At 68.6% G+C, this 18,757-nt stretch carries 19 protein-coding genes and 1 tRNA gene; 6 read left to right on the forward strand and 14 right to left on the reverse strand.

Annotation, left to right across the window (positions count from 1 at the left end):
• Positions 1-10: 10 nt before the first annotated feature.
• Positions 11-490, forward strand: a complete 480-nt coding sequence (locus ACWEFV_RS26495; RefSeq protein ID WP_450072341.1) for an anthrone oxygenase family protein — start codon at positions 11-13, stop codon at positions 488-490.
• Here ACWEFV_RS26495 and lfrA read toward each other — a convergent pair.
• From lfrA to ACWEFV_RS26510, 3 genes are read right to left on the reverse strand one after another with little or no spacing between them, the layout of a single operon-like run.
• Entirely contained in the window at positions 481-2,007 is a 1,527-nt protein-coding gene (gene lfrA, locus ACWEFV_RS26500) for an efflux MFS transporter LfrA (RefSeq protein WP_450072342.1), read from the reverse strand. The genes ACWEFV_RS26495 and lfrA overlap by 10 nt on opposite strands.
• 24 nt (positions 2,008-2,031) lie before the next feature.
• Positions 2,032-2,607, reverse strand: a complete 576-nt coding sequence (locus ACWEFV_RS26505; protein WP_135459148.1) for a TetR/AcrR family transcriptional regulator — start codon at positions 2,605-2,607, stop codon at positions 2,032-2,034.
• A 52-nt stretch (positions 2,608-2,659) separates the two neighbouring features.
• Positions 2,660-3,493 (reverse strand): RDD family protein, encoded by an 834-nt coding sequence (locus tag ACWEFV_RS26510; protein WP_450072343.1) that lies wholly within the window; start codon positions 3,491-3,493, stop codon positions 2,660-2,662.
• 32 nt (positions 3,494-3,525) lie between these two features.
• Here ACWEFV_RS26510 and ACWEFV_RS26515 point away from each other — a divergent pair, with 32 nt between their 5' ends.
• A complete protein-coding gene (locus tag ACWEFV_RS26515) occupies positions 3,526-4,518 on the forward strand; it encodes a stage II sporulation protein M (RefSeq protein WP_450072344.1) in 993 nt (330 codons plus the stop codon).
• Here the strand turns inward: ACWEFV_RS26515 and ACWEFV_RS26520 are convergent.
• From ACWEFV_RS26520 to ACWEFV_RS26540, 5 genes are read right to left on the reverse strand one after another with little or no spacing between them, the layout of a single operon-like run.
• The gene (locus ACWEFV_RS26520; RefSeq protein ID WP_450072345.1) at positions 4,515-5,837 is read right to left on the reverse strand and encodes a DUF58 domain-containing protein; all 1,323 of its coding nucleotides are present in this window, start codon (positions 5,835-5,837) and stop codon (positions 4,515-4,517) included. The genes ACWEFV_RS26515 and ACWEFV_RS26520 overlap by 4 nt on opposite strands.
• Positions 5,837-6,796: an AAA family ATPase gene (locus ACWEFV_RS26525; RefSeq protein WP_210115595.1), complete on the reverse strand. Its 960-nt coding sequence runs from the start codon at positions 6,794-6,796 to the stop codon at positions 5,837-5,839. Before ACWEFV_RS26525 ends, ACWEFV_RS26520 begins: the two co-directional genes overlap by 1 nt.
• Positions 6,793-7,905 carry a DUF4350 domain-containing protein gene (locus ACWEFV_RS26530; protein WP_450072346.1) on the reverse strand — a complete coding sequence of 371 codons (1,113 nt, stop codon included), beginning with the start codon at positions 7,903-7,905 and terminating at the stop codon, positions 6,793-6,795. Before ACWEFV_RS26530 ends, ACWEFV_RS26525 begins: the two co-directional genes overlap by 4 nt.
• Positions 7,902-8,489 (reverse strand): DUF4129 domain-containing protein, encoded by a 588-nt coding sequence (locus ACWEFV_RS26535; RefSeq protein WP_450072347.1) that lies wholly within the window; start codon positions 8,487-8,489, stop codon positions 7,902-7,904. Before ACWEFV_RS26535 ends, ACWEFV_RS26530 begins: the two co-directional genes overlap by 4 nt.
• Position 8,490: 1 nt before the next feature.
• Positions 8,491-9,462: a DUF7847 domain-containing protein gene (locus tag ACWEFV_RS26540; protein ID WP_135459136.1), complete on the reverse strand. Its 972-nt coding sequence runs from the start codon at positions 9,460-9,462 to the stop codon at positions 8,491-8,493.
• Positions 9,463-9,501: 39 nt separating this feature from the next.
• On the opposite strand from ACWEFV_RS26540, the gene ACWEFV_RS26545 reads away from it, so the two are divergent.
• Positions 9,502-10,176 carry an SIMPL domain-containing protein gene (locus tag ACWEFV_RS26545; RefSeq protein ID WP_450072348.1) on the forward strand — a complete coding sequence of 225 codons (675 nt, stop codon included), beginning with the start codon at positions 9,502-9,504 and terminating at the stop codon, positions 10,174-10,176.
• 20 nt (positions 10,177-10,196) lie between these two features.
• Entirely contained in the window at positions 10,197-10,661 is a 465-nt protein-coding gene (locus ACWEFV_RS26550; RefSeq protein ID WP_450072349.1) for a GatB/YqeY domain-containing protein, read from the forward strand.
• A 6-nt stretch (positions 10,662-10,667) separates the two neighbouring features.
• On the opposite strand, the gene ACWEFV_RS26555 is transcribed toward ACWEFV_RS26550, so the two are convergent.
• Entirely contained in the window at positions 10,668-11,462 is a 795-nt protein-coding gene (locus tag ACWEFV_RS26555; RefSeq protein ID WP_450072350.1) for an acyl-CoA thioesterase, read from the reverse strand.
• Between the two features lie 36 nt (positions 11,463-11,498).
• Positions 11,499-11,996, reverse strand: a complete 498-nt coding sequence (locus tag ACWEFV_RS26560; protein ID WP_450072351.1) for an SRPBCC family protein — start codon at positions 11,994-11,996, stop codon at positions 11,499-11,501.
• 69 nt (positions 11,997-12,065) lie between these two features.
• Between ACWEFV_RS26560 and ACWEFV_RS26565 the strand changes: the two genes are divergently transcribed.
• Positions 12,066-13,199, forward strand: coding sequence for a serine/threonine-protein kinase (locus ACWEFV_RS26565; protein ID WP_450072352.1), 1,134 nt, complete (start codon positions 12,066-12,068; stop codon positions 13,197-13,199).
• Positions 13,200-13,247: 48 nt separating this feature from the next.
• Here the strand turns inward: ACWEFV_RS26565 and ACWEFV_RS26570 are convergent.
• From ACWEFV_RS26570 to ponA2, 4 genes are all read right to left on the reverse strand, one after another.
• Positions 13,248-13,321 (reverse strand) — tRNA-Pro (locus ACWEFV_RS26570).
• Between the two features lie 244 nt (positions 13,322-13,565).
• Complete coding sequence (locus tag ACWEFV_RS26575) at positions 13,566-14,672, reverse strand: PLP-dependent cysteine synthase family protein (protein ID WP_450072353.1); 1,107 nt, start codon at positions 14,670-14,672, stop codon at positions 13,566-13,568.
• Complete coding sequence (locus ACWEFV_RS26580) at positions 14,669-15,613, reverse strand: metallophosphoesterase (protein ID WP_450072354.1); 945 nt, start codon at positions 15,611-15,613, stop codon at positions 14,669-14,671. Before ACWEFV_RS26580 ends, ACWEFV_RS26575 begins: the two co-directional genes overlap by 4 nt.
• 27 nt (positions 15,614-15,640) lie before the next feature.
• Positions 15,641-18,091 (reverse strand): transglycosylase/D,D-transpeptidase PonA2, encoded by a 2,451-nt coding sequence (ponA2, locus tag ACWEFV_RS26585; protein ID WP_450072355.1) that lies wholly within the window; start codon positions 18,089-18,091, stop codon positions 15,641-15,643.
• 325 nt (positions 18,092-18,416) lie between these two features.
• On the opposite strand from ponA2, the gene ACWEFV_RS26590 reads away from it, so the two are divergent.
• Positions 18,417-18,746 carry a WhiB family transcriptional regulator gene (locus ACWEFV_RS26590; RefSeq protein ID WP_090430830.1) on the forward strand — a complete coding sequence of 110 codons (330 nt, stop codon included), beginning with the start codon at positions 18,417-18,419 and terminating at the stop codon, positions 18,744-18,746.
• Positions 18,747-18,757: the final 11 nt, after the last annotated feature.

Here is an 18,757-nt window from a genome sequence, read left to right on the forward strand (position 1 = left end):
GACTGAAGCCATGACCAACAGCCCCGTCGTCGTCCTCACCGCAGCCGCCGCCCTCGGCAGTGCCGCTGCCGGTGGAATCTTCTACGCGTTCTCCACTTTCGTGATGCGCGGCCTCGACCGCACCGGCCCGGCCGCTGCGATCACCGCCATGCGCGGCATGAACGCCGAAGCCAATTCCAACGCGCCGTTCCTGCTGTTCCTGCTCGGTTCGGCGCTGCTATCGGCGATCGTCGGCGTGATCGCGGTGGCCCAGATCGGCCGGCCGGGCAGTTGGTTCCTGCTGGTCGGCGCGATTTTCGGGGTCCTCGGCATGGTGGTCACGATGGCGTTCAACGTGCCGCTCAACAACCATCTCGACCAGATTGACCTGGCCGATGCGGCCGCCGAATGGCAGGCCTACTTCAGCACCTGGACGGCCTGGAACCATGTGCGCACCGCCTCGGGGTTCATCGGCGCCGTGCTGCTGCTGACCGGCCTGCGTTACCGCTGAGCCTGCCTGCGGAACGCGGCCGCCACGATCCCGGCCGCCGTCAGTGCCAGCACCGCCGCGATGACCGCCGTCGGCGCGATGCCGGAATCGAACGCCGTGCGGGCCGAATCCAGCAGGCGTTCCCCGATTTCCGCGGGAAGATCCGCGGCCACCGAGGTGGCACCGCCGATGCTCTCACCGGCGTCGGCGGCCTGCGCCGGGGTCAGCCCGGCCGGTACCTGGATGTTGTTGCGGTAGAACGCCGTGAAGATCGTGCCCAGTGTCGCGGTGCCCACCACCGCGCCCAGCTCGTACGCCGTCTCCGAGACAGCGGACGCCGCACCGGCTTTCGTCGCGGGCACCGACGCCACGATGGTGTCGTTGGACACCGTCTGTGAGACACCGACACCCAGCTCCAGCACCAGGAACGACGCGATCACCGCGGCCACCGACAGATCGTGACGGAAGGCCAGGATCAAGCCGAACCCGGCGGCGACGAACACCAGACCGAAGATCATCAGCTTGTCCGGCGCAAACCGTTTGGCGGCCTTGACCACCGCCAGACCGGCGATCATCGACACCACCGCACCCGGCAGCGTCACCAGACCGGCCGCCAGCGGCGACAGGCCGAGCACCAGCTGCAGATGCTGCGAGATGAAGAAGATGAACCCGATCAGGCCGACGATCGACAGGAAGTTCGCCAGGATCGACGCGCTGAACGGCGCGTAGGAGAACAGCCCCATGTCGAGCATCGGTGTGGCACTGCGGTTCTGCCGGCGCACGAACAGCACGCCGGAGGCGATGCCGATCGCGAACGCCGCGACGACGCCGGCCGAGAGACCGTCGTGGGCAGCGGTCTTGATCGCCCATACGAACGGCAGCATCGCGGTGAACGACAGCGTCACGCTCACCAGATCCAGCGGGCCCGGGTTCGGGTCACGCGATTCCGGCACCAGCCGGGGGCCCAGCACCAGCAGCGGCAGCAGGATCGGCACGGCCACCAGGAACACCGAACCCCAATGGAAATGCTGCAGCAGCGCGCCGCCGACGATCGGGCCCAGCGTCGAGCCGGCCGTGAAGCACGAGGCCCAGATAGCGATCGCGAGCCGGCGCGACGACGCCTCGGTGAAGATGTTGCGGATCAGCGACAGCGTCGACGGCATCAGCATCGCGCCGAACACGCCGAGCGCCGCGCGCGCGGCGACCAGATAGGCCGCGCTGGGCGCGAAAGCCGCGGCGGCCGAGACGACCGCGAAGCCCGTGGCGCCGATGAGCAACAGGCGGCGCCGGCCGAACCGGTCACCGAGCCCGCCCATGGCGACCAGCAGTGCGGCCAGCACAAGGGAGTAGACGTCGACGATCCACAGCTGAGTGGACGCCGCGGGACGGAAATCCTCGGCGATCGCCGGAAGGGCGAAGGCCAGGACAGTGTTGTCGATGGCGATCAGCAGTACCGGCAGCATCAGGACCGCGAGCGCCACCCAGGCGCGTTTCGGGGTCGGCGTCACAGCCGGGCTGCCGTCGAGGCAGGTGGACATTGGGTTTCTCCAAGCAAGTTTGGGTCAGCCGCGCGGGAGTTGGATGGTGCCCGCGGTCAGGCTGGTCATGATGGCGTCGACGATCTGGTGGCGCGGTGTGCGGTCCTGCTTGGCGGCTTCATAGCCGGCGTCGAGCAGTGCCCAGAACACTCGCCGGGCCCACCCTGGGGGGTATTCGGGCCTGTCGACCGAGGCGCGGTTGAGAACCTCGACGATCGCCTCATCGCCGGTGTCCAGGTAGGCCGCCAGCTCGCGATCGGCCAGGATCGTCGGCTCGCTGTAGACGAACAGGACGATCGGCCCCAGGTCGAGCTGGCATTCCACCACGCGACGCAGCGCCGCATCGACCGGCCCGTGCATCGGATCCGCGCGGTCGATCGCGGCGGTACTGAGCTCATGGACGTGCCGGGCCAGGGCGCGCAGCAGATCGGAGCGCTCCGGGTAGTACCGGTGCACGGTGCTGCGGCCGACGTCGGCGGCGGTCGCGATATCGCTGAGCGAGGCCGTCGGATTGTCGGCCAGGACCGTCATCGCGGCATCGAGAATCGCCTTGCGGGTGCGCTCACGCGGCCCGCTGTGCGTCGTTGCCGAACTGGTCATGGATCAAAATGTAGCACGGCTGGGCCAAAATGGGACAGTGATGTCCCACACGTCAGCTGGGCGGAGTGAAACCGCTGGTCGGAGGTGGTGGCGGATAGCTCGGATAGGGCGCCGGGTACACCGCCGCAGGCGCTTGCGGCATCAACCGGGCCAGCGCTCGACGGTGCCGCTCGGCCAGCACCGCGGCCAGCACATACTCGGCCGGTGCACCCGGTGGAGGCGGGGGTGAGATGCGCGAGACGACCTCGCCGAAGATCCGATGCGCCATCTCATGACGTATCCGCGGATCGAGCTGCCCCGACCGGGACAGGAACTGCCTGGCCAACTCGGCCTGCTCGGGACCCAGGCCCGACAGTTCCAGCGAGCCGGCCCACCACGCCAGCGCCGGCGGCATGACCGGCGGCGGATTCAGCTTGGGTCCGCGCTCACTGATCACCACCGTGCCGGCGAAGATGTCACCGAGCCGTTTGCCCTTGGCCGACACCAGGCTGCAGATCACCGCGGGCCCACCGGTGAGCATCCAGATCTCGACGAAGCCGGCCAGCCCACGAAACAGGGCCTGGCGGAAGCGTTCCGGGCCGCCGTCCTCGGATACCACCCGCAGCCCCAGCGCCATCTTGCCCAGCGACCGGCCCCGGGTCGCCGTCTCCATCACCACCGGATAACCCACCAGGGTCAGCACCGTGAAGATGATCAGGATCGCGGCCGACAAGGCCTCGTCGAACTGGGTCAGGGTGATCGACCACAACACCACCCCCACCACGTACCCGACCGCGATCACCACGATGTCGATCAGTGCGGCCAGGGTGCGCACCGGCAACTGGGCGATCGCCACGTCGAGGACGACGGCGTCCCCGGTCACCACCGGCGCGGGCTGCCAAACCATACCGACACACGCTACCGACTACGCTTTGCCAGGTGGATGTCGATGCGTTCGTCGTGGCCCATCGCCCCACCTGGGACCGGTTGGAGCAGTTGGTAAGACGACGCCGACGGTTGACCGGTGCCGAGGTCGACGAGCTCGTCGACCTCTATCAACGGGTCTCCACGCATCTGTCGATGGTGCGATCGGCCTCGCAGGATTCGGTACTGGTCGGGCGGTTGTCGGGGCTCGTGGCCCGGGCTCGCGCCGCGGTGACCGGTGCGCATGCCCCGCTGTGGCGTGAATTCGTCCGGTTCTGGACGGTGTCCTTCCCGGTGGTGGCCTACCGGTCCTGGCGCTGGTGGCTCGGATCGGCGGTGGCATTCTTCATCGTCGCCGTGGCAATGGCGCTGTGGATATCGGGCAACCCCGAGGTGCACGCCGCCATCGGAACCCCCAGCGAGATCGACGAATTGGTCAACCACGACTTCGAGTCGTATTACAGCGAGCACCCGGCCGCCTCATTTGCGTTGCAGGTCTGGGTGAACAACTCCTGGGTGGCCGCCCAGTGCATCGCCTTCGCGATCCTGCTCGGGCTGCCCATCCCGTACGTGTTGTTCCAGAACGCGGCGAACCTCGGCGTGAACGCCGGGCTGATGTTCAGCGCGGGTAAGGGGGACCTCTTCCTCGGCCTGATCACCCCGCACGGACTGCTCGAGCTGACCGCGGTGTTCCTGGCCGCGGCGGTGGGGATGCGGCTGGGCTGGACCGTGATCGCCCCCGGCGACCGGCCCCGCGGGCAGGTGCTGGCCGAACAGGGCCGGGCGGTGGTCGCGGCCGCCGCCGGACTGGCCGTCGTGCTGCTGGTGTCCGGTCTGATCGAGGCGCTGGTGACGCCGTCGCCGCTGCCCACGTGGATGCGGATCGGCATCGGCGTCGCCGCCGAACTGGCCTTCCTGGGCTACGTGTTCCATTTCGGGCGCAAGGCCGTGCGGGTGGGGGAGAGCGGCGACCTCGAGGACGCACCCGATGTAGTTCCCACTGCTTAGAGCTTGCCTGCCGCCTTCATCGCCAGGTAGTGGTCGGCCAGCGCCGGCGCCAGGTCTTCCGGCCGAGCGTCGACCACATCGACACCGTGCCCCCGCAACCGCGAGGCGATGGCCCGGCGGTCATTACGGGCCCGCTCGGCGGCGGCGGCGTCATAAACCTGTGCGGCATCGGAACGACCGGCGGCCAACTGGTCCACCCGTGGATCGGCGACCGCGGCCAGCAGCACCTGATGGCGCGCCGACAGTTGCGGCAGAACCGTCATCAATCCCTCATCGAGGGCCGAGGCATTCAGATCGGTCAGCAGCACCACCAGGGCCCGGCCCCGCACCCGGCGCAACACCGCCGAAACCATTGCGGTGGCATCGGATTCCACCAGCGCCGGCTGTATCGGTGCCATCGCCGCGACGAGTGAGGCCAGCAGTTCGGTGCGCGAGGCGCCCCACACCCCGGCGCGGGTGATGCGGTCGATGGCCAGGAAGTCGACGTGATCGCCGGCCCGCGAGGCCAGGGCCGCCAGCAGCAGCGCCGCATCCATCGACCAGTCCAGTCGCGGCCACCCGCCCGGATCCAGCGAGGTCGGGTCCACCCCGACCCGGCCGGCCGAGGTACGTCCGGTGTCGAGCACGATCACCACCCGCCGGTCGCGCTCCGGGCGCCAGGTACGCACCACCACGTCGGCGCGCCGTGCAGTGGCTCGCCAGTCGATGGAGCGGACATCGTCGCCGACCACATATTCACGCAGGGAGTCGAATTCGGTGCCCTGACCGCGGATCAACACCGGTATCGCACCGTCCAGCTGCCGCAGCCTGGCCAGCCGGGACGGCAGGTGCTTGCGGGACAGGAACGGCGGCAGGATGCGTACCTGCCCGGGCAGCCGCTGCGAACGTTGCCGCCCCGCCAACCCCAACGGGCCGATCGAGCGCACCGTGACCAGCTCGCTGCGTTGGTCACCGCGTCGCACCGGATGCAACCGGGTGGCCGGGGAAACCTGCTGTCCGGCAGCGATGTTCACCTGGTGCGAGCGTGGCTGCGCCGACGCGCTGGGCGGCCAGGCGTCGCGAATCGCGCCGCGCACCGGGCGGCGTCCGGTGTTGTGCACGCTGAGCACCGCGTCGACCGTCTGGCCCAGGCGTGCGGTGGACTCACCGCCGCGGGCCAGGCGCAGTCCGCCGATCCGGCCGGCCAGCGCCACATCGGCGGCCACGGCCACGGTCAGCAGCGTCCCCAGCACCGCGAAAGCCGTTGCCGGCCAGGGGGCCAACGCGATCGGCAGCACACAGACCAGGGCCACCAGACCGGCGCGGCCGGTGAGAACCATCAGCGCGGTACCGGAACGGCGGCCAGGATGCCGTCCAGCACTCCGTCGGCGGTGGCACCCTCCAGCTCGGCCTCCGGGCGCAGCGCCACCCGGTGGCGCAGCGTGGACCGCGCCATCGCCTTGACGTCGTCGGGGGTGACGTAGTTGCGGCCGGAGAGCCACGCCCAGGACCGTGACGTGCCCAGCAGTGCGGTCGCGCCACGCGGTGACACGCCGAGCTGCAGCGACGGGGAATGCCGGGTGGCCCCGACGATGTCGACGATGTACCCCAGCACCTCGTCGCCGGCCAGCACCTGCCGCACCGCATCCCGGGCGGCCGCCAGCTCAGCAGCCCCGGCCACCGGCTGTACGGCCGACAGGTCACGCGGGTCGAACCCCTGCGCGTGCCGGCCCAGGATGGCGATCTCCTGATCCCGCGGCGGCAGCGGCACCGTGAGCTTCAACAGAAAGCGGTCCAGCTGAGCCTCGGGCAGCTGGTAGGTGCCCTCGTACTCGATCGGGTTCTGGGTCGCAGCGACGATGAACGGGTCGGGCAGCGGACGCGGCAGGCCGTCGACGCTGACCTGACGCTCCTCCATGGCCTCCAGAAGTGCCGCTTGGGTTTTCGGCGGTGTCCGGTTGATCTCGTCGGCCAACAGCAGATTGGTGAACACCGGGCCGGAGCGGAACTCGAACTCGGCGGTGCGCGCGTCGTACACCAGCGAGCCCGTGACGTCGCCGGGCATCAGGTCCGGGGTGAACTGCACCCGCTTGAACTCCAGTTGCAGGGCCGCGGCCAGCGTGCGCACCAGCAGGGTCTTGGCCACACCGGGTACCCCCTCCAGCAGCACGTGCCCGCGGCACAGCAGCGCCACCACCAGGCCGCTGATCACGGCGTCCTGACCGACCACCACTTTGGCGATCTCGTTGCGCAGGGCCAGCAGCGCTTCACGGGCCTGGTCGGAGGTGGGTTGAGTCACGAGTGTGCGACCTGCCTTTCGATGTCGTCGAGTTGGTGTGCGAGGTGGACGAGTTCGGCGTCGGTGGCGGGGGGCGGACCGAACAGGATGTAGCCGGCCGAGTTCGCGGCGGTGCCGCAGCGCGCGGCGACAGCGGCCGCGACGGCCTGCGGTGGCGCTGCGGTGTTCAAGCCGAGTCTCGGCAACAGCCGGCCCAGCGCCGCGGTGCGCAACGCGTCGGCGGCCCGGTCGCGCGCCCGGCGGGAGCGGTACAACCGCCCACGGCCCTCGACGGTCTCCGAGGCGCGGACCACGACCGGCAGGGATTCGGCCACCAATGGGCCGAGGCGCCGGGCCTGAGCCACCGCGAGCAGCGCCACCACCAGACACAGCTGCAGGACGATCCACCGGACCTGCGGCGGCATCAGATCCGACAACTTGCCGTCACCGGTCGAACTGGCCTCGAAATGCTGTGGTGCATACCAGATCACCCGTGGCGCGGCGCCGGCCAGATTCATCGCCAAGGCGGCGTTGCCCTCTTTGAGCAGACGTGAGTTCGTCATGAAGTCGCCGGTCCCGACCACGGTCACGGTGCGCGGCCCGTCGTGGTAGCGAGCCAATGCGCCGTCGTAACAGAGGGTGACCGGGGTACTCCCGGCGGCGGCATAGGTATCGGTGGTGCCCAGCTGTGTCCGGCCGGCCCGATTCGCCTCGGGCAGCTCGCAATCCGGCTCGCCGCCGCCGAACTCCGTGGGCGTGTCGAGCCGGACCTGCGGGGCCAGCTTCTCCCTGGTGAGCCCTGAGGGCGCCACGAGCAGCAGGTCGCCGGGGGCATCGGTCAGCCGGGCCACGGTTTCTTGGCTGGCCAGGAACATGGTCTGCGCCACCACAAGCAGGGTGCCGGGGCGCGCGGCCCGCTGTGCCTCGTCGGCGGTGTCGGCGATGACCACCTCGACACCGTGGTCGCGCAGCAGGCTGACCAACGCGTGCGTCCCGTCCGGCGAAGTCGACTCGGGATCCATCACCCCACCCGGGCGTGGGGCGGTCAGGTAGACCGTCGCGACCGCCAGCACGACGATGACGACGAATGCCAGCAGCACCCAGCGGGCCGTGCGAAGACGCTCTCTCATGCGGGGACCACTTCGTCGAGCGCTGCGATCGCCCGGTAGGCCGATTCGGTGCCCGGCTGCTCACCGTACGTGACGTCGTTGAATGTGGTTGCCGCGCTGAATAGTTCGGCCGACAGGCTGGGCAGTGCTGCCGCGGCGTCGCGGGCGAGTTCGGTCGCGGTACGCCCGGGGACGGCGTCGAGCACGCCGGTTTCCTCAAGGCGGCGGGCCAGCGCGCGGACCCGATGCCGGATTGCCGCCGACCAATCGCCTTGTGCGGCATATTGTTCAGCGATCGACCGGTGCTGTGCGGCGCTGAGCTCCTGGCTGCCGAACAGGGCCTGGTCCGCGGTACGGGAGGTCCGCATCGTGCGACGCGCGATCCGCACCGCCACCACAACGGCCACCACGATGAGGATCACCAGCACCGAGATGGTGAACCAGCCACCGGGAATCGTGGAACCCGCGGCGGTGATCCGGTACAGCAGATCTTTGAGCCACTCGCCGATCTGATCGATCGGTGACGCCCGAGGGTAGATCGGCTTGGTCAGTTCGTTCTGCGCAGCGTCGTGCGCCGCGTCCCGGTCGATGTCGATGCTCGTCACCTCAGATGGTCCGGGGCAGCCATAGTTGGTCGGCGGTCTCGACCGGTGCACCCGCACCCGTCGCCAGCATCAGATCGAACGCCTCGGCCCGGAACCGGCGATCGGCATACAGCAGCACCACCACGCCCGCGCTGAACGGTGCGGTGACGATCTGCCCGATCGCGGCACCGACGGTGCTCAGGATCAGCGCCGGCATCGTGGGGCCGTCGGCGACCATCGTCATGATCTCCCCGGCCACGTTGAACGGCGCACCCACTCCCCAGCCGATCACCGCGGCCACGATCGTGGCCAGCACCCAGATGCCGAACACACGCCAGAAATCCTTGTTCACCAACGTGAATGAGCGCCTGACCGCCGCGACGATGCCGAGGTGCTCCAACACGATCACCGCGGGGGCGAACAACAGAACCGTCGACACGTAGAGCACGCCGAGCAGCGCCAGCGGCACCAACAGCGCGCCGACCGCGAACGCGGCCAGGCCGCCGCCGAGGGCGCTCGCACCGACGATGACGATGGCGACGCCGCCGGCAACGACGGCCAACGCCATGGCCTGTAACGCGGTCAGCCCGATCAGCGCGGGTAACCGGCCGCGCAGCCGCTGCCAGGCCTCACCGACCGTGATGCTTCCACCGAACACCGAGCGGCCGATCACCACCGTGAGCATGCCGCTGAGCAGAAGTGAGGCCAGCGTGGTGACCACGATGCCGGTGAACGCACCACCGGCGAACGCCGCGATCGCCCCGGCGGACGGCGCCTCGCCCTGCAGCGTGGAGTCGAATTCGCCGAGCGCGGACAACGGCCCGACTTGCAGTGCGAGCGTGATGATCTGCGAGGCGAGCACGACCACGGTGGCAAGCCCCAGCGTCGCTTTCGGGTTGGTGCGGACGTAGGCGACCGCGCCGTTGAAGATGTCGGTCAGGCTCAACGGACGAAGCGGGATGACGCTCCCGAGATAAGGCCGACCGCTCGTCATCCCTTCACCGTAGTTCCCGTCAGCAACTACGGTGTGGGCATGCCGACCGAGATCATCGTGCGCGGGTCGTTCTCCGCCTTTCAGCCGCCCGAACGTGCGACGGTCCACGCCACCCTCGGCTACGAAGGCCCGGCCATCGAGCCGGTGTACCAGCGGGTGGTCCGCGACATGGACGCGGTGAAATCCTCGATCACACCGCTACACAACCCCGATGGCGGCCCGGTCACCTGGTGGTCCACCGGCCAGGTGCGTACTTGGGCCGACCGACCCTGGAACAACGAGGGCAAGCAGCTGCCGCTGGTGCACCATGCCAGCGTCGACATCAAGGTCAAATTCAGCGATTTCACCGCGCTGTCGCGGTGGGTCGGCGGCCACGTCACCGAGACCGGCGGGTTCGCGTTGTCGCGGATCGAATGGGCGCTGACCGCGGAACATCGCGACGAACTCGTCGTCGAGGTGCACACCGCCGCCGTGCGGGACGCCGTCACCCGGGCCCAGCGTTATTCCGACGCACTGGGCCTCGGGCCGGTCCGGCCGGTGGTGATCGGCGATGCCGGCATGGTGAGCCGGCCGCCCGAGGACTCGTCGGCCCCGAGGGCCCTGCGGGCGATGGCCACCACCCGCGGTGGTGGTGCGCCAGAACTGGACTTTTCACCCGCCGATATCGAGGTCGCGATATCGGTCGATGCGAAATTCGTGGCGGGCGAGGGCTAGTCGCAGCGTAGGTTGACGCTATGGCCGAGCTCAAGGACAAGCTGCGCGCGGATCTGACCAGCGCGATGAAGTCGCAGGACAAGTTGCGCACCGCAACCCTGCGGATGGTGTTGGCCGCGATCGGAAGCGAGGAGGTCTCGGGCAAGCAGGCTCGCCAGCTGTCCGATGCCGAGGTGATCGCGGTGCTGGCCCGCGAATCGAAGAAGCGCGGCGAGGCGGCCGAGATCTATACCCAGAACGGCCGCGGCGAACTGGCGGCCAACGAGCACGCCGAGGCCCGCGTCATCGACGAGTACCTGCCCACCCCGCTGACCGACGCCGAACTCGCTGACGTCGCCGACACCGCAATCGCACAGGTCGCCGAGCAGATCGGGGAGCGCCCCGGCATGCGTCAGATGGGCCAGGTGATGAAGGCCGCCACGGCAATTGCGGCGGGCAAGGCCGACGGTGCGCGGCTTTCCTCGGCGGTCAAGGCGCGGCTGTAGCGCGGCTCAGACAGGGATGCGCCAGAGCGCTTCCTGGCTGACGCTGGCGATCAGCGTGCCCGCAGCGTCGTAGAGCGAGCCGCGAGCCAGCCCACGGGAATCGTTGTGGTTCGCCGACTCCAACTCGTAACGGTGCCAGCCGCGGGGCACGAACGGGCGATGGAACCAGATCGAGTGGTCGAGGCTGGCGGCGAAGCCGAGATCGGACCGCAGCGGGACCGACGGCGGAAGCGCCGAGGGGACCGGTCCGAGGTCGGACAGAAACGTCAGGGTGCAGGCCCGGATCACCGGATCGTCCTCGATCTCGTGCTGTGTGCGGATCCAGAACGGCGAGATCGCGAACTCGGAGTGGTCGGTGGGCATGGTGCGCAGGTCGAACTTGTCACCGAAATCCATGACATCGTGCTTCGGGCTGGCCGCGTCGAACTCCAGGGCCGGCGGAGTCTCGGGGGACCAGTCCAGACCCGGCTCGGGCTGATGGAACGAGGCCATCATCTCCAGGATGACCTTGCCGTCCTGGCTGGCGGTGACGTGCCGGGTGGCGAACGCGCGCCCGTCGCGGGTGCGGTCGACGTGGAATTCGACGTCGGCGTTGTAGCTGCCGCCGCGGACGAAGTAGGCGTGCAGCGACTGCGGCAGCTTGCCGTCGTCCACGGTGGCCCCGGCCACTGCCAGCGACTGCGCCGCGATCAGGCCGCCGAACAGCCGCTCGGTCGCCCCTCTGCGTGGTTCGCGAATGCAGAAGTCATCGCCGTGACGGTCGAACTGCAACAGTTGGGCGATCCAGCTCAGCGCGGCCATCGGCCGAGGCTATCAACTGCTTGGTTGGGGCTTCGCTCACACCTGCTTGGCGAAATAACGCCCGCCGTCGGAGGCCAGTCGTCCGAACGCCGCCTTGACCACCGGCGCCAGCCCCTTGAACGGCAGCGCGAACAGCGGCTTCGGCTCGATCGCGACGATCCAGGTGAACTGCGTCTGTCCGTCGCCCGTGGGTTCGACCAGGTAGTCCTCGGCGAACCGGCGCAACGACGGAATGTTGGCGTGATCAACGGTGAACGAGTAGCGGCGGCCCTCCTCCCAGCGGAAGAACGTCTCATGCACCCGGACCACCCCGGGTGCCAGCGTCACTTCACGGGAGCTGCCGACACCGAACGGCCGCGGCGTCAACCAGTTCACCTTGGTGACCGACGGACCCCACGCGGCCAGGGACTCATCGGATACCAGCGACTCCCACACCTTTTCGGGCGGTGCGGCGAACCGCTTGTGATAGGCGAAGATGTGCGGCGCCGTCGTGAAGAAATCGGGATCGGCGGGTTCCAGCGTGAACCGGGGCATGGTGCCAGCATGCCGCAGAACGGCACTGCGGGATACTGGGTCGCAAGCCCATTTCCGGAGGGGAGAAATATGACGGCGGCGCTCGGCGGCCGCTACGAGCTACGCGGCGTGCTCGGCCGCGGCGGCATGGCCGAGGTGCACGATGGCTGGGACACCAGGCTGTCGCGTCCAGTCGCGGTCAAACTGCTCTATCCGGCCCTGGCCGCCGACGAGGTGACGCGTCGGCGGTTCGAGAACGAGGCGCGGGCCGCCGCCGCGCTGAACCACCCGAACATCGTCGCGGTCCACGACAGCGGTGAAGACCGCGGGACGCCGTACATCGTGATGGAGCGGCTGCCCGGGCCCACCCTGGCCGAGGAGATCGCGGCCGGACCGCTGTCCGCTGACCGCGTGCGCTGGGTGCTGGCCGACCTGCTCGGTGCGCTGACCGCAGCACACGAGGCAGGAATCCTGCACCGCGACATCAAACCCGGCAACGTCCTGATCACCGCGTCCGGTACCGCCAAGCTCGCCGACTTCGGAATCGCCAAGACCGACGGGGCCGCCCACACCCGAGTCGGGATGGTCTTCGGCACCGCGAATTACCTGAGCCCACAACGGATTACCGGCCGGCCGGCGTCGCCGTCGGATGATCTGTACGCCCTCGGCGTGCTCGGATATGAGGCATTGACCAGGCGGCTTCCGTTCGAACGCGACAACCCCGTGGCCACCATGCGGGCGGTTCTGGAGGAGCCGCTGGTGCCGATCGGGGTGCTGCGTCCGGACGTCGATCCGGTTCTGATCTGCGTGCTGGAACGCGCGATGGCGCGGGATCCGGCCTACCGCTTCGCCGATGCCGCCGAGATGCGCGCTGCCCTGCAGGCTGCGCCACCGGCGCGGCCCGCGACCCTGCTGCTGCCGACTCCACCCCCGCCGCCCGCGCCCCGTCGCTCCCGCGTCCGGATGGCCCTGCTGACCGCAGGCCTTCTGGCCGGTGTCTTCCTCGCGGCCATCTTGTTGATCTCGGACCCTCCGCCGCAGCGTGCGCCCGTCACGCCGGTGACCACGTCTGTTGAGCCGACCGTGCCGGCCGCGACGAGCATCCCGACGTTCACGCCGACCGTGCCCGAGGACCAGTGGGATCAGGGCAACAACGGGAACGGCAATGGCAACGGCAACGGCCATGGGAATGGCAAGGGCCACGGCAAGAAGGGCCACGGATAAAAGCAAGGCCCAGACCGGATTTCTCTGGTCTGGGCCTTGCTTGCACTGTCGGGGTGGCGGGATTCGAACCCACGACCTCTTCGTCCCGAACGAAGCGCGCTACCAAGCTGCGCCACACCCCGCGTGAAGCTTCGACAGCCTATCGCACCGGGTACCTCGAAAGCCAAACGGCCACCTCTGCGCCGATTTCTACCTCTGGGTTGTGGCGCGGCGCGGATCACAGCCCAGGCGTAGAAAACGGCGGGCAACGGGAAGGAATGCGTGGGTGGGTGGCGTTATACAACTCATGACTGTCCTGGGCGCCTCCGTCTACCTAGGGTTCTTCGCCCTGGCGGCGTTGTGGCTGTTCCTGACGGCCGAGACGGATCAGGACCAGCTGCCCGAGCGCTCGAACTCCGAGAGCACCGCCGCGGACTCCGAGGTGTCCAGCCCCTGGGCGCTGAGCCAGTCCGCATCGAAGTAGGTATCCGCGTAGCGGTCACCGCTGTCGGCCAGCAGGGTCACCACCGACCCGCTGCGGCCGTGCGCGATCATCTCGGCCAGCAGCTGGAACGCGCCCCACAGGTTGGTCCCGGTCGACGGACCGACCCGGCGTCCCAGCACGCGGCTCGCGTGATGGGCCGCTGCCACCGACCCGCCGTCGGGGACGGCAATCATCTGATCGACCACACCCGGCAGGAACGACGGCTCGACCCGCGGCCTGCCGATGCCCTCGATACGTGAGGACGCGCCCGTGACGACGTCATCGCGGCCCTGCGAGAAGCCGGGGAAGAACGCCGAATTCTCCGGGTCGACGACACACAACTGTGTGGCATGTCTGCGGTAGCGGATGTAGCGGCCGATCGTCGCGCTGGTGCCGCCGGTGCCTGCCCCCACCACGATCCACTCCGGGACCGGATGCGGCTCCAGGCGCATCTGCTCATAGATCGACTCGGCGATGTTGTTGTTGCCGCGCCAGTCGGTGGCCCGCTCGGCATTGGTGAACTGGTCCAGATAGTGCCCGCCGGTCTCCTCGGCCAACCGGTGCGCCTCGGCATACACCTGCGACGACTCGGCGACGAAATGGCAACGGCCGCCCTGGGCTTCGATCAGCGCGATCTTCGAACCGCTCGTCGAGGCCGGCACCACGGCGATGAACGGCAGACCGAGCAGCGCTGCGAAGTACGCCTCGGACACCGCCGTCGACCCCGAGGACGCCTCGATGATCGTGGTGCCCTCACCGATCCAGCCGTTGCACAACCCGTACAGGAACAGGGAACGGGCCAGCCGGTGCTTGAGGCTGCCGGTGATGTGGGTGGACTCGTCCTTGAGGTACAGCGCGACGTCCACTTCCTCGCGCCATCTGGTGGGCAGCGGATACCGCAACAGGTGGGTGTCGGCGCTGCGCTTGGAATCGGCCTCGATCAGCCGCACCGCGTTGTCGACCCACCGGCGTGGCCGGGGCCGCGACGCGGTACAGCCCGCTTCGCTCAACGGGCCGAGACGGTCGGGCTGGATTGCCCGGCCCTGATCCCGACGTGCCCGCCACCGGTCGGCGCTGCGACCAGCGTCAGCAGCGTGGCCTCCGGGCGGCAGCAGAACCGCACGGGCGCGAACGGCGACGTGCCGATGCCCGCCGACACATGCAGCTGCATGTGCGATCCCCACTTCGAGGCGCCCTTGGCCCGGGACCGGTCCAGCTCGCAGTTGGTCACGATGGCCCCGTAGAACGGCAGGCACAGCTGCCCGCCGTGGGTGTGCCCGGCCAGCACCAGCTGATAGCCGTCGGCGGCGAAGCGGTCCAGCACCCGCGGTTCGGGGGAGTGGGTGAGACCCAACGTCAGATTCGCCGCACCGTTGGCCCGGCCGGCGATGGTGTCGTAGCGGTCGCGCTTGAGATGAGGATCGTCGACGCCGGCCACCGAGATGTGCAGCCCGGCCACCTCGACGTCGCGACGGATGTGGGTCATGTCGAGCCAGCCGCGCTCGGTGAACGCCGCGCGCAGGTCCTGCCACGGCAGCGGCTCACCGTGCGTCCGGTGCTGCGGATTGGTGACGTAGTTCAGCGGGTTCTTCAGCCGCGGTGCGAAATAGTCGTTGCTGCCGAACACGAACAGGCCGGGCGCCGACAGCAGGTCGGTCAATGACTGGACCACGGCAGGCACGGCCTTCGGGTGGGCCAGGTTGTCGCCGGTGTTCACCACCAGATCGGGCTCGAGGCGCGCGAGATCACGCAGCCAGGCCTGCTTGCGACGCTGGTTGGGACGCATATGCAGATCGGAAAGGTGCAGCACCCGCAGGGGTGAGGAGCCCGGCGCCAGTACCGGCATGGTCGCTTCCCGCAGTACGAACGCATTGCGCTCGATGAGGGACGCGTAGCCGATTCCGGCAACCAGCGAACCGGCGGTGACGGCAGCTGCCTTCTTCACTGACATGCAGGCAAGCCTACTGCGAACCGCTCATCACGGGGGCGGTGGAGGCCCGAGCACCGGAACGGTGATCGGCGGCAGACCCGGGATTTCGACCACTGTCTGGCCGATCTCGGGCGGCGGACCACCTGGCATCGGGAACGGGAACTCGGGCGGCGGCGGGGCCGGCGGGATGCCGTTGCTGATCTGGATGGTGATGATCGAGCCGGGAATCGTCTGCCCGCTGGGAGCGGTCCCGACCACGGTGCCGGCGCGCGAGCTGCTGTTGACCGAGGCGGAACCGTCGGCCACCTGGAATCCGGACTCCTTGAGCCGCAGGCGCGCGGCCGTCTCATCCAGTCCGGTCACGGTCGGCACCACCGAACCCGGCCCGCCGTCGACGTAGCGCGGGTCGGTCGGCGGCAGGGCGACCGGGCCGAAGTTGTTGGCGATCGGCTTCAGCGCCGTGAACCACGTACGGGCCGGCTCGTTACCGCCGAACAGATTGCCGTCGCCGCACTGGCGCAGCGGGAATGAGCACAGCTCGCCGGGGGTGGTGGAGTCGTCATAGATGTAGTTGGCCGCGGCGTACTGGTTGGTGAAGCCCAGGAAGCCCGACGAGCGGTGCGCCTCGGTGGTGCCGGTCTTGCCCGACATGGGCAGGTCCCAGCCCACCGAACCGGCCGAACCGGAGGCGGTACCGCCGGCCTGGTCGTCCTTGCTCATGGCATTGGCCAGGGTGTTGGCCAGGCCCTCGGGCACTGCCTGATCGCACGTCTCGGTGGTCACCGACACCTCATTGCCGCGCCGGTCGAGTACCTGGGCGATCGGGTTGGGCGGGCACCAGGTCCCGCCCGAGGCCAACGTGGCCGCCACATTCGACAACTCGAGTGCGTTGACCTCGATGGGGCCCAGGGTGAACGAGCCGATGTTCTGGCGTTTGACGAAGTCGGCGAGGCTCTCGTTGCTCTCCGGGTCGTAGTCGCGGGCGGTGCCGGGCAACGCGTAGGACCGCAGCCCCAGCTTGACCGCCATGTCGACCGACCGCTGCACGCCGATCTGCGAGATGAGCTTGGCGAATGCGGTGTTCGGCGAGGTGGCCAGGGCATCGGTGACGCTCATCGAGCCTCGGTAGCCGCCGGCGTTCTTCACACACCAGGTTTCCTTCGGGCATCCCGGGGTGTCGCTACTGCCCAGCCCCTTGGCCTGAAAGAACGGAGGCACCTGCAGCTGAGTGTTGATGCCCATTCCCATGTCCATGGCTGCGGCCGTGGTGAAGATCTTGAAGATCGACCCGGCGCCGTCGCCGACGAGTGAGAACGGCTGCGGCTGCATGGTCTCGCCGGCGTCGGTGTTCAGGCCGTACGTGCGATTGCTGCCCATCGCCAGGACCGGATGAGATTCCTTACCGGGCTTGATCACGCTCATGACGCTGGCGACGCCGGGGGTATCCGGCCGGGCGATGCTGTCGATCGCCGACTTCACCGTGCCCTGCACGTCCGGGTCCAGCGTGGTCTTGATCAGATAACCGCCCTTGGCGACCTGCTCCTTGGACAGCCCGGCGCGGGCCAGATACTCCAGCGCGTAATCGCAGAAGAACGCCCGGTCACCGGCGGCGATGCAGCCGCGCGGGAGCTCGTTGGGCTGCGGCAGGATGCCCAGCGGCTGCTGCTTGGCGGCCCGCAGCGCCTCGGCTTCCTGAGGGATGTTGTCGATCATGGTGTCCAGCACCAGGTTCCGCCGAGCCAGGGCACCGTCCGGGTTGGTGTAGGGATTGAGCGCGCTGGTGGACTGCACCATGCCGGCGAGCAGGGCGGCCTGCTGCCAATTCAGCTCCGAGGCATTGACACCGAAATAGGTCTGGGCGGCGTCCTGAACGCCGAACGCGCCGCTACCGAACGAGACCAGGTTGAGATAGCGGGTCAGGATCTCGGGCTTGGTGAACGTCTTGTCCAGCGTGAGCGCCATCCGGATCTCGCGCAGTTTGCGGGCCGGAGTGGTCTCGATCGCGGCGCGGCGCTCGGCATCGGTCTGGGCGACGACGAGAAGTTGGTAGTTCTTCACGTACTGCTGCTCGATCGTCGAACCGCCGCGGGTGTCCATGTCGCCGCTCATATATCCGGTCAGGCCGGTCAGCGTGCCCTGCCAGTCCACGCCGTTGTGTTCGGCGAACCGCTTGTCCTCGATCGAGACCAGGGCGAGCTTCATGGTGTTGGCGATCTGGTCGGTGGGCACCTCGAAGCGGCGCTGTGAATACAGCCAGGCGATCGTGTTGCCCTTGGCGTCGACCATCGTCGAGACCTGCGGAACCTCGCCGTCCACCAGGGCGGCCGAGCCGTTGGCCACCACATCGGAGGCCCGGTTGGACATCAGGCCGAATCCACCCACGAGGGGGAACATGAACGTGGCCACCAACACGCTGGCCAACAGGCAGCACCAGGCGAGTTTGATGATGGTGACCGCTTGGGGTGGCTGCGCGGGCGGTCGTGTCGGCTGCTCCGGCATGGGTACAGAGTAACTATCTCGCTGAGGCGGCCTTCTCGCGAGCGGGGCCACCGTCATATCCCGCTTGCCTGCAGAAACACCTCAGAGGGCCACGACTCCGGCTAGACGGCACGGCCGTCCCAAAAAAGTGGGTCGCAAACTGTTGCGTTAATACCCTCTGACCACCTAGCTTGGACACACAGTGCGATCCAGGTTACACGGGCTGGCGCAATGTGGTGTAGATCGCAGAGGCGCTCTACACCGGGAGGTTCAAGGCCCGCCGTCTGGGGAGATGGCTGGAACGAAGGGATCGCTGGTGTCAGGTACACGAACTGTCGCAGACAAGATGAACGCTTCCGCCCCAGCCGCCAACCTGGTTCACCGAGGCGAGGGGGAAGCCCGGATCGCCTGGGTTTCCCAGGCGAGATGCCGCCAGGCCGATCCGGACGAGTTGTTCGTTCGCGGTGCAGCTCAGCGCAAGGCCGCGGTGATCTGCAGGCACTGCCCCGTGATCCTCGAATGCGGTGCAGATGCACTGGACAACCGCGTGGAATTCGGAGTTTGGGGCGGTATGACAGAACGTCAGCGTCGTGCCCTGCTCAAGCAGCATCCCGAAGTCATCTCCTGGTCCGAGTTCTTCGCCGCCCAGCGCAAGCACCACCGCAGCGCGGTCTAGCCTCCGTGTCC

This window comes from Mycobacterium sp. NPDC004974 (assembly GCF_053600815.1).